Origin of the sequence: Erwinia aphidicola, from assembly GCF_024169515.1 — a bacterium.
GTDB classification, from domain to species: Bacteria; Pseudomonadota; Gammaproteobacteria; order Enterobacterales; family Enterobacteriaceae; genus Erwinia; species Erwinia aphidicola.
Genome location: NZ_JAMKCQ010000001.1, coordinates 1,903,627 through 1,917,553 on the forward strand (window position 1 = coordinate 1,903,627; position 13,927 = coordinate 1,917,553).

General features: G+C 54.6%; 8 protein-coding genes, 3 tRNA genes and 3 rRNA genes. 12 read left to right on the forward strand and 2 right to left on the reverse strand.

Features of this window, described 5'->3' with window-relative positions:
• Positions 1-215 precede the first annotated feature (215 nt).
• From J2Y91_RS08805 to J2Y91_RS08830, 6 genes are all read left to right on the forward strand, one after another.
• Positions 216-1,756, forward strand: a 16S ribosomal RNA gene (locus tag J2Y91_RS08805).
• 73 nt (positions 1,757-1,829) lie between these two features.
• Positions 1,830-1,905, forward strand: a tRNA-Glu gene (locus tag J2Y91_RS08810).
• Positions 1,906-2,122: 217 nt separating this feature from the next.
• Positions 2,123-5,028, forward strand: a 23S ribosomal RNA gene (locus J2Y91_RS08815).
• A 208-nt stretch (positions 5,029-5,236) separates the two neighbouring features.
• Positions 5,237-5,352 (forward strand): 5S ribosomal RNA (gene rrf, locus J2Y91_RS08820).
• Together the 16S, 23S and 5S rRNA genes with 3 tRNA genes alongside form the textbook arrangement of a ribosomal RNA operon.
• A 100-nt stretch (positions 5,353-5,452) precedes the next feature.
• Positions 5,453-5,529: transfer RNA gene (locus J2Y91_RS08825), tRNA-Asp, on the forward strand.
• Positions 5,530-5,536: 7 nt separating this feature from the next.
• A tRNA-Trp gene (locus J2Y91_RS08830) sits at positions 5,537-5,612 on the forward strand.
• A 129-nt stretch (positions 5,613-5,741) separates the two neighbouring features.
• Here J2Y91_RS08830 and hdfR read toward each other — a convergent pair.
• A complete protein-coding gene (gene hdfR, locus J2Y91_RS08835) occupies positions 5,742-6,569 on the reverse strand; it encodes an HTH-type transcriptional regulator HdfR (protein ID WP_133622275.1) in 828 nt (275 codons plus the stop codon).
• A 121-nt stretch (positions 6,570-6,690) separates the two neighbouring features.
• On the opposite strand from hdfR, the gene J2Y91_RS08840 reads away from it, so the two are divergent.
• A complete protein-coding gene (locus J2Y91_RS08840; RefSeq protein ID WP_048914333.1) occupies positions 6,691-7,029 on the forward strand; it encodes a MaoP family protein in 339 nt (112 codons plus the stop codon).
• 34 nt (positions 7,030-7,063) lie between these two features.
• Here J2Y91_RS08840 and J2Y91_RS08845 read toward each other — a convergent pair whose 3' ends face one another.
• Positions 7,064-8,584, reverse strand: a complete 1,521-nt coding sequence (locus J2Y91_RS08845; protein WP_133622274.1) for a YifB family Mg chelatase-like AAA ATPase — start codon at positions 8,582-8,584, stop codon at positions 7,064-7,066.
• A gap of 340 nt (positions 8,585-8,924) precedes the next feature.
• On the opposite strand from J2Y91_RS08845, the gene ilvL reads away from it, so the two are divergent.
• From ilvL to ilvD, 5 genes are all read left to right on the forward strand, one after another.
• Entirely contained in the window at positions 8,925-9,023 is a 99-nt protein-coding gene (gene ilvL / locus J2Y91_RS08850; RefSeq protein ID WP_071822090.1) for an ilv operon leader peptide, read from the forward strand.
• Positions 9,024-9,163: 140 nt separating this feature from the next.
• Positions 9,164-10,810 (forward strand): acetolactate synthase 2 catalytic subunit, encoded by a 1,647-nt coding sequence (ilvG, locus tag J2Y91_RS08855; protein WP_048914344.1) that lies wholly within the window; start codon positions 9,164-9,166, stop codon positions 10,808-10,810.
• Positions 10,807-11,064: an acetolactate synthase 2 small subunit gene (gene ilvM, locus J2Y91_RS08860; protein WP_048914335.1), complete on the forward strand. Its 258-nt coding sequence runs from the start codon at positions 10,807-10,809 to the stop codon at positions 11,062-11,064. Before ilvG ends, ilvM begins: the two co-directional genes overlap by 4 nt.
• A gap of 18 nt (positions 11,065-11,082) precedes the next feature.
• Entirely contained in the window at positions 11,083-12,009 is a 927-nt protein-coding gene (locus J2Y91_RS08865; protein ID WP_048914336.1) for a branched-chain amino acid transaminase, read from the forward strand.
• A gap of 66 nt (positions 12,010-12,075) precedes the next feature.
• A complete protein-coding gene (gene ilvD, locus J2Y91_RS08870) occupies positions 12,076-13,926 on the forward strand; it encodes a dihydroxy-acid dehydratase (protein ID WP_048914337.1) in 1,851 nt (616 codons plus the stop codon).
• Position 13,927: the final 1 nt, after the last annotated feature.

Here is a 13,927-nt window from a genome sequence, read left to right on the forward strand (position 1 = left end):
AAGCGTAATATACGCCACCTCGCGACAGGATGCTTCGGCACTGCTCGCAACGCTCTTTAACAATTTATCAGACAATCTGTGTGGGCACTCGCAGGATTGATATCAACGTCTCCGGACGTAAAAAATATCAAGCCTCACGAGTGAACACATAATGAAATTCATTATGACGTTTTACAGATGAGCACAGCTGAACTTGTTTCAGCAAATCGAACTTTTAATTGAAGAGTTTGATCATGGCTCAGATTGAACGCTGGCGGCAGGCCTAACACATGCAAGTCGAACGGTAGCACAGAGAGCTTGCTCTTGGGTGACGAGTGGCGGACGGGTGAGTAATGTCTGGGAAACTGCCCGATGGAGGGGGATAACTACTGGAAACGGTAGCTAATACCGCATAACGTCTTCGGACCAAAGTGGGGGACCTTCGGGCCTCACACCATCGGATGTGCCCAGATGGGATTAGCTAGTAGGTGGGGTAACGGCTCACCTAGGCGACGATCCCTAGCTGGTCTGAGAGGATGACCAGCCACACTGGAACTGAGACACGGTCCAGACTCCTACGGGAGGCAGCAGTGGGGAATATTGCACAATGGGCGCAAGCCTGATGCAGCCATGCCGCGTGTATGAAGAAGGCCTTCGGGTTGTAAAGTACTTTCAGTGGGGAGGAAGGCGATGGAGTTAATAGCTTCGTCGATTGACGTTACCCGCAGAAGAAGCACCGGCTAACTCCGTGCCAGCAGCCGCGGTAATACGGAGGGTGCAAGCGTTAATCGGAATTACTGGGCGTAAAGCGCACGCAGGCGGTCTGTCAAGTCGGATGTGAAATCCCCGGGCTCAACCTGGGAACTGCATTCGAAACTGGCAGGCTAGAGTCTTGTAGAGGGGGGTAGAATTCCAGGTGTAGCGGTGAAATGCGTAGAGATCTGGAGGAATACCGGTGGCGAAGGCGGCCCCCTGGACAAAGACTGACGCTCAGGTGCGAAAGCGTGGGGAGCAAACAGGATTAGATACCCTGGTAGTCCACGCCGTAAACGATGTCGACTTGGAGGTTGTGCCCTTGAGGCGTGGCTTCCGGAGCTAACGCGTTAAGTCGACCGCCTGGGGAGTACGGCCGCAAGGTTAAAACTCAAATGAATTGACGGGGGCCCGCACAAGCGGTGGAGCATGTGGTTTAATTCGATGCAACGCGAAGAACCTTACCTGGCCTTGACATCCACGGAATTTGGCAGAGATGCCTTAGTGCCTTCGGGAACCGTGAGACAGGTGCTGCATGGCTGTCGTCAGCTCGTGTTGTGAAATGTTGGGTTAAGTCCCGCAACGAGCGCAACCCTTATCCTTTGTTGCCAGCGAGTAATGTCGGGAACTCAAAGGAGACTGCCGGTGATAAACCGGAGGAAGGTGGGGATGACGTCAAGTCATCATGGCCCTTACGGCCAGGGCTACACACGTGCTACAATGGCGCATACAAAGAGAAGCGACCTCGCGAGAGCAAGCGGACCTCATAAAGTGCGTCGTAGTCCGGATCGGAGTCTGCAACTCGACTCCGTGAAGTCGGAATCGCTAGTAATCGTAGATCAGAATGCTACGGTGAATACGTTCCCGGGCCTTGTACACACCGCCCGTCACACCATGGGAGTGGGTTGCAAAAGAAGTAGGTAGCTTAACCTTCGGGAGGGCGCTTACCACTTTGTGATTCATGACTGGGGTGAAGTCGTAACAAGGTAACCGTAGGGGAACCTGCGGTTGGATCACCTCCTTACCTGAAGATACCTTCCCGCGTAGTGCTCACACAGATTGTCTGATGAACGTAACGAGCAAAATGTAGTATCAGAGTCCCCATCGTCTAGAGGCCCAGGACACTGCCCTTTCACGGCTGTAACAGGGGTTCGAATCCCCTTGGGGACGCCATACCGGTAACGAAGTGAAAGTCGTTATCACCGTATCTCAAAACTGACTTTTTGGAGTCACGTTTGAGATATTTGCTCTTTAACAATCCGGAACAAGCTGAAAATTGAAACGACGCGTCGTATTCATTCTCCGTAATAAGAATGAAGTTAACGATGCGTTCGAGTCTCTCAAATGCTCACGACAGCATGCCGTCCTTCGGGACGCTTGTGGGTTGTGAGGTTAAGCGACTAAGCGTACACGGTGGATGCCTAGGCAGTCAGAGGCGATGAAGGGCGTGCTAATCTGCGATAAGCGTCGGTAAGGTGATATGAACCGCAATAACCGACGATACCCGAATGGGGAAACCCAGTGTGATACGTCACACTATCATGTCATGAATACATAGTGGCATGAGGCGAACCGGGGGAACTGAAACATCTAAGTACCCCGAGGAAAAGAAATCAACCGAGATTCCCCCAGTAGCGGCGAGCGAACGGGGAACAGCCCAGAACCTGAATCAGCTTGTGCATTAGTGGAAGCGTCTGGAAAGTCGCAGGGTACAGGGTGATACTCCCGTACACAAAAATGCACTCGCTGTGAGTTCGATGAGTAGGGCGGGACACGTGACATCCTGTCTGAATATGGGGGGACCATCCTCCAAGGCTAAATACTCCTGACTGACCGATAGTGAACCAGTACCGTGAGGGAAAGGCGAAAAGAACCCCGGCGAGGGGAGTGAAACAGAACCTGAAACCGTGTACGTACAAGCAGTGGGAGCACCTTCGTGGTGTGACTGCGTACCTTTTGTATAATGGGTCAGCGACTTATATTCTGTAGCAAGGTTAACCGTATAGGGGAGCCGCAGGGAAACCGAGTCTTAACTGGGCGTTAAGTTGCAGGGTATAGACCCGAAACCCGGTGATCTAGCCATGGGCAGGTTGAAGGTTGGGTAACACTAACTGGAGGACCGAACCGACTAATGTTGAAAAATTAGCGGATGACTTGTGGCTGGGGGTGAAAGGCCAATCAAACCGGGAGATAGCTGGTTCTCCCCGAAAGCTATTTAGGTAGCGCCTCGTGAACTCATCTTCGGGGGTAGAGCACTGTTTCGGCTAGGGGGCCATCCCGGCTTACCAACCCGATGCAAACTGCGAATACCGAAGAATGTTATCACGGGAGACACACGGCGGGTGCTAACGTCCGTCGTGAAGAGGGAAACAACCCAGACCGCCAGCTAAGGTCCCAAAGTCATGGTTAAGTGGGAAACGATGTGGGAAGGCACAGACAGCCAGGATGTTGGCTTAGAAGCAGCCATCATTTAAAGAAAGCGTAATAGCTCACTGGTCGAGTCGGCCTGCGCGGAAGATGTAACGGGGCTAAACCATGCACCGAAGCTGCGGCAGCGGCGCGTAAGCGTTGTTGGGTAGGGGAGCGTTCTGTAAGCCGTTGAAGGTGTGCTGTGAGGCATGCTGGAGGTATCAGAAGTGCGAATGCTGACATAAGTAACGATAAAGCGGGTGAAAAGCCCGCTCGCCGGAAGACCAAGGGTTCCTGTCCAACGTTAATCGGGGCAGGGTGAGTCGACCCCTAAGGCGAGGCCGAAAGGCGTAGTCGATGGGAAACGGGTTAATATTCCCGTACTCGGTGTTACTGCGAAGGGGGGACGGAGAAGGCTATGTTGGCCGGGCGACGGTTGTCCCGGTTTAAGCGTGTAGGCTTGAGTTCCAGGCAAATCCGGAACTCTCTAAGGCTGAGGCGTGATGACGAGGCACTACGGTGCTGAAGTAACAAATGCCCTGCTTCCAGGAAAAGCCTCTAAGCATCAGGTAACATCGAATCGTACCCCAAACCGACACAGGTGGTCAGGTAGAGAATACCAAGGCGCTTGAGAGAACTCGGGTGAAGGAACTAGGCAAAATGGTGCCGTAACTTCGGGAGAAGGCACGCTGTCGGTAGGTGAAACCCCTCGCGGGTGGAGCTGAAGGCAGTCGAAGATACCAGCTGGCTGCAACTGTTTATTAAAAACACAGCACTGTGCAAACACGAAAGTGGACGTATACGGTGTGACGCCTGCCCGGTGCCGGAAGGTTAATTGATGGGGTTATCCGCAAGGAGAAGCTCTTGATCGAAGCCCCGGTAAACGGCGGCCGTAACTATAACGGTCCTAAGGTAGCGAAATTCCTTGTCGGGTAAGTTCCGACCTGCACGAATGGCGTAATGATGGCCAGGCTGTCTCCACCCGAGACTCAGTGAAATTGAACTCGCTGTGAAGATGCAGTGTACCCGCGGCAAGACGGAAAGACCCCGTGAACCTTTACTACAGCTTGACACTGAACATTGAGCCTTGATGTGTAGGATAGGTGGGAGGCTTTGAAGCGTGGACGCCAGTCTGCGTGGAGCCAACCTTGAAATACCACCCTTTAACGTTTGATGTTCTAACCTGGCGCCGTGATCCGGCGTGGGGACAGTGTCTGGTGGGTAGTTTGACTGGGGCGGTCTCCTCCTAAAGAGTAACGGAGGAGCACGAAGGTTAGCTAATCACGGTCGGACATCGTGAGGTTAGTGCAATGGCATAAGCTAGCTTGACTGCGAGAGTGACGGCTCGAGCAGGTGCGAAAGCAGGTCATAGTGATCCGGTGGTTCTGAATGGAAGGGCCATCGCTCAACGGATAAAAGGTACTCCGGGGATAACAGGCTGATACCGCCCAAGAGTTCATATCGACGGCGGTGTTTGGCACCTCGATGTCGGCTCATCACATCCTGGGGCTGAAGTAGGTCCCAAGGGTACGGCTGTTCGCCGTTTAAAGTGGTACGCGAGCTGGGTTTAGAACGTCGTGAGACAGTTCGGTCCCTATCTGCCGTGGGCGCTGGAGAATTGAGAGGGGTTGCTCCTAGTACGAGAGGACCGGAGTGAACGCACCACTGGTGTTCGGGTTGTCATGCCAATGGCATTGCCCGGTAGCTAAGTGCGGAAAAGATAAGCGCTGAAAGCATCTAAGCGCGAAACTTGCCTCGAGATGAATTCTCCCTGACTCCTTGAGAGTCCTGAAGGGACGTTGAAGACTACGACGTTGATAGGCCGGGTGTGTAAGCGCAGCGATGCGTTGAGCTAACCGGTACTAATGACCCGTGAGGCTTAACCTTACAACGCCAGAAGCGTTCTGGTGTGCGTTATGAGAGACGCAAAAGAGATTTTCAGCCTGTTACCGGAATCAAGTCCGAAGGATTTTGCGCTGAGGCAAGGCGGCAAGCGAAGGAAAGGAGGGAGCATACTGAAGTATGTGACTGACTTTGCGAGCGCGGCCAACGCAGCATCAGCACAAAAGACACAGGACAGAGCACAAAGAATTTGCCTGGCGGCTTTAGCGCGGTGGTCCCACCTGACCCCATGCCGAACTCAGAAGTGAAACGCCGTAGCGCCGATGGTAGTGTGGGGCCTCCCCATGCGAGAGTAGGGAACTGCCAGGCATCAATTTAAGACCCGTTTTCGGGTCGTGACCTTACCCCTGACAAGGTAAGGGCGAAACACCTGAAGTCAGACGCCGTCTGAATTCAGTACAGAATCGGTGGAGCGGTAGTTCAGTTGGTTAGAATACCTGCCTGTCACGCAGGGGGTCGCGGGTTCGAGCCCCGTCCGTTCCGCCACCCTTTTAGGGGCGTAGTTCAATTGGTAGAGCACCGGTCTCCAAAACCGGGTGTTGGGAGTTCGAGTCTCTCCGCCCCTGCCAAATAAAAACAATCCTTTGCTTCGGCAAAGGATTTTTTTTGTCTAAAATTCCTGCCCTGTCCGTTATTCACCCAATTTCCCCATAAAAAAAGGCCAGCAAACTGACCCTTTTGTGCGTTTTAACAACGATTTATGCTTTAATATTCACCGGGAATTTTATCAGCTGGCGAATATAGGCCTGCTGATCGCTGTTTTCTAACCACACCGCATACAGCGGTCGGGAGACAACAGCCGTGTCCGGGATCACCACTAAATCGCTGTACTCTTTACCCCATACCTCAGGTAAAAATGCGCAGGCTCCGGTAGTGTGCAGCAGTTGACGGGTTAAATGTGCAGAAGTTGTCGTCAGCACAGGCACGTCGTCTGCCCCTGCCAGATAGCTTTCATGCTGATGGAAATCAGCACCCCACTCCAGCTTAATATAGTCATATTTCTCTTTTTTCTCCGATTTTCGCGACCGGAACAAAGTCAGAGAAATATGGCCAATCTGCTGGCTGGTCAGCTCGTCCATTTTCGGTGCTTCAGTAGTAATTAACAGGTCCAGCTGCCGCTCGTGCAGTTGCTTGACCAGTAAATGGCGCTGAGCGACTCGTGCCTCTAAATGCAGGCTCTCACGGTTCTCATACAGGGTTTGTAGCCACGGCGTCAGGTAGGCTTCCCACATGGAAGCACTTGCCCCTATCGACAGCTCGTGATGCTGCTGTGTATGCGCCACCTCTTTCTTGGCCATCAGCCAGGTGCTCATCAGGCTTTCTGCATAGGGGAGGAGTCGCTCGCCTGCAGACGTCAGCCTGATGTTATTGCGGTGGCGGGTAAACAGGTTTACACCCAGCTGGTTTTCAAGCTGTCTGATGCGAAAACTTACAGCAGATTGCGTGAGATAGAGTGCTTCAGCGGCACGTCCAAAGTGGCGAGTTCTGCTCACTTCAAGAAAGGTCTTCAGTAATTCCGTATCCACATCCATCTCCTAAAAAACATTTGTCGTTATGATTTAAATGTTTTGTTTTACACTCTGTCAAGCCTATCTAATACTCCGCGCCATAAATAGCACGGCCATAAAAGAGTTAGGAGCGTGTAAAATGGCGGAAAGCTTCGCAACAACGAATCGTTTTTTTGATAACAAACATTACCCTCGCGGGTTCTCCCGTCACGGCGATTTCACCATCAAAGAAGCCCAACTTCTTGAGCGTTATGGTTACGCTTTTAACGAGTTGGACCTGGCAAAGCGTGAGCCAACGACGGAAGAAGAGCGTCTGTTTATTGAGGTGTGCCGTGGTGTGCGTGAGCCGCACACTGAGGCAGAGAAAGTCTGGTCAAAGTATATGACTCGAATCAAACGTCCTAAACGTTTCCACACCCTTTCAGGCGGCAAGCCGCAGATGGAAGGTGTTGAAGACTATACAGATAGTGACGATTAAGAGAAAAGGGGCTTCGGCCCCTTTTTCGTTGCCATCATTCCAGGTTATTTTGCAGGTATATCATTAAACGATCGATCCCACGGTAGCTTACAGCTTCAGTCAGATGTTCCCGGTTAATCTCCTGCTCGCCTGCCAGATCGGCAATAGTCCGCGCCACTTTCAGTATGCGCTGCCACGCCCGCACCGACAGCCCCAAATGATTCAGCACCTGTTCCAGCCATTCGGCATCCTCTCGGGTAAGTGTACAGTAATGCTGGATTTCTGGGTTATTCATTAGGGCATTCACTTTACCGCAGCGTGCGTACTGACAATTTCGTGCGGCCAGCACGCGCTCTCTTACCTGCTGGCTTGACTCACTGTCAGTACGTTGATGACTCAATGTTCCCGGAGGCAGAAGGGGCACCTCCAGCGATAAATCAAAACGGTCAAGGAAAGGGCCAGACAGGCGACTGAGATAGCGCAGCGTCTGCTGTGGAGAGCAGCGGTTGTGCGAACCAAGATAGTGTCCGGTCGGGCTTGGGTTCATGGCGGCTATCAATTGAAAACGTGCCGGATAGGTAATCTTTGCTTTGGCCCGGGAGATACTGATCTCCCCTGACTCCAGCGGCTCACGTAATGCATCCAGCGCGCGCCGCTCAAATTCCGGTAGCTCATCCAGAAACAGCACGCCGTTATGCGCCAGCGAGATCTCCCCGGGCTTCGGCAAAGAGCCACCGCCCACTAACGCATACAGCGAAGCGCTGTGATGAGGGGAGCGGAAAGGCCTCTGGCGCCACTGACGGCGTAGATCGCCGCTATTCACGAGACTAGCTACACTTGCACTCTCAAGGGCCTCACGATCGCTTAGAGGCGGCATCAGACCACTAAGCCGCGATGCCAGCATTGTTTTTCCCGTCCCCGGCGGTCCAATCAGCAGCAGATTATGGCCGCCAGACGCTGTGACCTCCAGCGCTCGCTTGGCCTGCTCCTGGCCAATAATTTCATTCAGGTCGCGCGTTTCGGCTGGGGAGGGTTGATGCTCGCAGCGGGCGTGCTCCAACTTACCTTTATCGTGCAAAAAAGCACAAACCTCCAGCAGGTGAGTCGCAATCAGGCTCTCGCCATGCTGGATCAGGCCGACATCATTTTCATTATAGGCCGAGAGGATCAGCTGTCGCCGGGCATCCAGCGCGGCCACTGCGGCGGGAATCGCACCCTGTATGCCGCGTAGCGCGCCTGTCAGGGCCAGTTCGCCGAGGAACTCATAGCGGGTGAGCTTTTCCGCAGGGATCTGCTCAGAAGCGGCGAGAATAGCGATAGCGATGGGAAGATCGTAACGCCCCCCCTCTTTTGGCAGGTCAGCAGGCGCCAGATTGACGGTGATACGCTTAGCCGGGAAGGTGAACCCGCTATTAAGGATTGCGCTGCGTACCCGATCGCGCGCTTCCTTGACGGTGGTTTCTGGCAGCCCGACCAGCGACAGCGCAGGCAACCCATTGCTGATGTGGACTTCTACAGTGACCAGCGGCGCCTGAATGCCGATTGCAGCGCGGGTGTAGGCAACAGATAACGACATAAACTCTCCTTGTTGCGGCTATTTTGCGCCCCCGGCTTTTTTGCGGCGACGGGCAAAGACGGAATTTGCGCGCCGCGCCGTAAAGTTTTTGCCCGGCTCCACTGCCAGAAACATTGCCTTGCGATCGGACTCGACTATTTTCTCAGCAGCGAGATGGAGCCATCGCGCCCGGTGATTAATGAAAAACATTCAGCTTTTGCTTATTGACTGAAAAACCATAATTTTTTCTGAATCTGTGGCTGCCCGCATAAAATTAAATGATGAAAAAAGTTGAATCAGAACCGAAAACTGTGATAACTCTGTAGGCATTACTTCGAACAAGCGAATTTTAAGTATCCAAATGAAAGCCCTTCTACGAGTCGTCAGCCTAGTCATTATTAACGTCGTCGTGATTATTATCACGCCGTGCGGGGCTACGCTCGGAGAAAGAAAGGCTTAAAAATCAAGCCTGATTTCGAAAGAACCCCCGCACCGAAAGGTCCGGGGGTTTTTTTTTTGCAGGGCATTAACGAGAGAGGAACAGAAGATGAACAGTAGAATAATATGCTGTTGTTCCAAGCAGAGGGCGGGGAAATAACTATGAATGGTGCTCAGTGGGTGGTTCAAGCTTTGCGTGCACAGGGTGTCGAAACAGTTTTCGGCTACCCGGGTGGTGCAATCATGCCGGTCTATGACGCGCTCTATGACGGCGGTGTCGAACACCTACTGTGCCGCCACGAGCAGGGTGCGGCGATGGCGGCGATCGGATTCGCTCGCGCGACTGGCAAAGTCGGCGTCTGTATCGCCACTTCCGGACCGGGGGCCACCAACCTGATCACCGGCCTGGCTGATGCCATGCTGGACTCGGTGCCGATTGTCGCCATCACCGGGCAGGTCTCCTCCGCGGTGATGGGCACCGATGCCTTCCAGGAGATCGACGTGCTCGGCCTGTCACTGGCCTGTACCAAGCACAGTTTCCTCGTTGAATCTCTCGAAGAGTTACCGATCGTGATGGCAGAGGCCTTCGCCATCGCCAAATCGGGCCGCCCTGGCCCGGTACTGGTCGATATCCCTAAGGATATCCAGCTGGCATGCGGTGAGCTGAGCGCGCATCTGCTGCCGGTAGAGCAGGAGCTGGCGCACCCGCACGCTGAATTGCAGCAGGCGCGTAACCTGCTGGCTCAGTCAAAAAAACCGATCCTGTACGTGGGTGGCGGTGTCGGGATGGCGGATGCCGTTCACGCCCTGCGCGCTTTCGCTAAAGAGACCGGTATTCCGACCGTTGCCACGCTGAAAGGTTTGGGCACGCCGGATGCTGAAGACGCCTGCTACCTCGGCATGCTGGGCATGCACGGTACTAAAGCCGCCAATATTGCCGTTCAGCAGTGTGACCTGCTGATTGCCGTAGGCGCGCGCTTTGACGATCGCGTAACCGGTAAGCTGGACACCTTCGCGCCGCATGCCAGCGTGATCCATCTGGATATCGACCCGGCTGAGCTTCACAAACTGCGCCGCGCGCACGTTGGCCTGCAGGGCGACCTGAATAAGCTGCTGCCAGACCTGTATCAGCCGGTTGAGATTCAGGCGTGGCGTGAAGAAGTGAAGGCGCTGAAAGCCGAAAGCGGCTGGCGCTACGACCATCCGGGCGAGGCGATTTTTGCTCCGCTGTTCTTGAAACAGTTGTCAGACCGTAAACCGCAAAGTGCAGTAGTGACCACCGATGTGGGTCAGCACCAGATGTGGGCCGCGCAGCATATGAGCTTTAACCGCCCGGAAAACTTCATCACCTCCAGCGGTCTGGGCACCATGGGCTTTGGTCTGCCAGCCGCAGTGGGTGCACAGGTTGCCCGCCCGGACGACACCGTTATCTGCGTCTCCGGCGACGGTTCCTTCATGATGAACGTGCAGGAGCTTGGCACCATTAAGCGTAAACAGCTGCCGGTTAAAATTGTGCTGCTTGATAACCAGCGCCTTGGCATGGTTCGCCAGTGGCAGCAGCTGTTCTTCGCCGAGCGTTACAGCGAAACCAATCTGTCCGATAACCCGGACTTCCTGATGCTGGCCCGCGCTTTTGATATCCCGGGCCAGCGCATTACCCGTAAAGACCAGGTCGACGCCGCATTAGACGCTTTGCTGCACAGTGAAGGGCCATACATGCTCCACGTCGCCATCGATGAGCTTGAGAACGTCTGGCCTCTGGTACCGCCTGGTGCCAGCAACGAACAAATGATGGAGAAAACCTCATGATGCAGCATCAATTGTCTATCGAAGCGCGCTTTCGCCCGGAAATACTGGAGCGCATTTTGCGCGTCGTGCGTCACCGCGGCTTTCAGGTCTGCGCGATGAACATGGCGTCGTTGGTCAACAGTGACAATATTAATATTGAGATGACCGTTGCCAGCCAGCGCTCTGTCGATTTACTGTCAACGCAGTTGAGTAAACTGATGGACGTTGCATGCGTTCAGACCCAACAATTAACAACACAACAAATCCGCGCATAAGCGCGCAAGGAAACAAGAATGACGAAGAAAGCAGACTTTATCTGGTTCAATGGCGAGATGGTTAAATGGGAAGACGCTAAGGTCAGCGTCATGTCCCACGCACTGCACTACGGCACCTCTGTGTTTGAAGGCGTCCGCTGCTATGACTCTCACAAAGGACCAGTAGTCTTCCGCCATCGTGAACATATGCAGCGCCTGCGTGATTCTGCAAAGATCTATCGTTTCCCTGTCAGCCTGAGCGTTGATGAGTTGATGGAAGCCTGCCGCGCTACCCTGCGTAAAAACAACCTGAAAAGCGCCTATATTCGTCCGCTGGTATTTGTTGGTGACGTGGGCCTGGGCGTTAACCCGCCGGACGGTTATGAAACTGATGTGATCATCGCTGCATTCCCATGGGGCGCCTACCTCGGTGCCGAAGCGCTGGAGCAGGGGATCGATGCGATGGTCTCTTCCTGGAACCGCGTGGCGCCAAACACCCTGCCGACGGCGGCCAAAGCCGGTGGTAACTATCTCTCCTCTCTGCTGGTGGGTAGCGAAGCGCGCCGCCACGGCTACCAGGAAGGGATCGCGCTGGATACCCAGGGCTATATCTCAGAAGGTGCCGGTGAGAACCTGTTTGAAGTGAAAGACGGCATTCTGTTCACTCCGCCGTTCACCTCTTCTGCGCTGCCGGGTATTACTCGTGACGCCATCATCAAACTGGCGCAGGATATGGGAATCGAAGTGCGTGAGCAGGTGCTGTCACGTGAATCGCTGTATCTGGCTGACGAAGTGTTTATGTCCGGTACTGCCGCGGAGATCACTCCGGTGCGTAGCGTTGACGGTATCCAGGTTGGCGCGGGTAAACGCGGCCCGGTCACCGAGCGCATCCAGTCTGCCTTCTTCGGCCTGTTCACCGGCGAAACGGAAGACAAATGGGGCTGGTTGGATCCGGTTAACCCATAACAATAATGTTTTTTTCGCAGGCGTCAGTTGACGCCTGCGCACTATCTGATTTCTGGAGTATAGAGCATGCCTAAGTACCGTTCCGCCACCACCACCCACGGGCGCAATATGGCCGGTGCCCGTGCCCTCTGGCGCGCCACAGGAATGACCGATGATGATTTCGGTAAGCCGATCATCGCCGTGGTTAACTCCTTTACGCAATTTGTACCGGGCCACGTTCACCTGCGCGACCTGGGTAAGCTGGTTGCTGAGGAAATTGAAGCCTCAGGCGGCGTGGCGAAAGAGTTCAACACCATCGCAGTGGATGATGGTATCGCCATGGGCCACGGCGGAATGCTCTATTCTCTGCCATCCCGTGAGCTGATCGCCGACTCCGTGGAGTACATGGTAAACGCCCACTGTGCCGATGCCATGGTGTGTATCTCTAACTGTGACAAAATCACCCCGGGCATGCTGATGGCGTCACTGCGCCTGAACATTCCGGTGATCTTCGTTTCCGGCGGCCCGATGGAAGCCGGTAAAACCAAACTGTCTGATAAAATCATCAAGCTCGACCTCGTCGATGCCATGATCCAGGGTGCGAACCCGAACGTCAGCGATGCAGAGAGCGATCAGATTGAGCGTTCGGCCTGCCCGACCTGTGGCTCCTGTTCAGGGATGTTTACCGCGAACTCAATGAACTGCCTGACCGAAGCGCTGGGTCTGTCGCAGCCGGGTAACGGCTCGCTGCTGGCGACGCACGCTGACCGTAAAGAGCTGTTCCTCAATGCTGGCCGCCGCATCGTCGAGCTGACCAAACGTTACTACGAGCAGGATGACGAAACGGCGCTGCCGCGCAGCATCGCCAGCAGAGCCGCATTTGAAAACGCCATCACCCTGGATATCGCCATGGGCGGTTCCACTAACACCGTTCTGCACCTGCTGGCTGCCGCGCAGGAAGGCGAAATCGACTTCGATATCTCCGACATCGACCGCTTGTCGCGCCTGGTTCCGCACCTGTGCAAAGTGGCGCCAAGCACGCAGAAATACCATATGGAAGACGTTCACCGTGCCGGTGGGGTACTCGGTATCCTCGGCGAGCTGGACCGCGCCGGACTGCTGGACAACAGCGTGCGCAACATCCTCGGCCTGAGCCTGCGTGAAACGCTGGATCAGTACGACATCATGCTGACCAAAGATGAAGCGGTGAAGAAAATGTTCCGCGCTGGCCCGGCGGGCATTCGTACCACTCAGGCATTCTCGCAGGATACCCGTTGGGACACGCTGGATGACGACCGTCAGGAAGGCTGCATTCGTTCACGCGAATTCGCCTTCAGTCAGGACGGCGGCCTGGCGGTGCTGTACGGCAACATCGCTGAAAACGGCTGTATCGTTAAAACCGCGGGCGTCGATGAAGGCAGCCTGGTGTTTAGCGGCCCGGCGAAAGTCTATGAAAGCCAGGATGATGCGGTTGCTGCGATCCTCGGCGGTAAAGTGGTGGCTGGTGACGTTGTCGTTATCCGCTACGAAGGGCCAAAAGGCGGCCCGGGTATGCAGGAAATGCTCTATCCGACCACCTATCTGAAATCAATGGGCCTTGGTAAAGCCTGTGCGCTGATCACCGATGGTCGTTTCTCCGGTGGGACTTCCGGTCTGTCAATCGGCCATGCTTCGCCGGAAGCGGCGAGCGGCGGCACCATCGCGCTGGTCAAAGATGGCGACATCATCAACATCGATATTCCACAGCGTGGTATCCAGCTGGCCGTGCCGGACAATGAACTGGCCGCCCGTCGTCTGGAAGAAGAAGCACGTGGGGATGAAGCCTATACGCCACACGGTCGTGAGCGTCAGGTTTCCTTTGCTCTGCGTGCTTATGCCACCCTGGCAACCAGCGCCGACAAAGGTGCCGTCCGCGATAAGAGTAAGCTGGGAGGCTAAC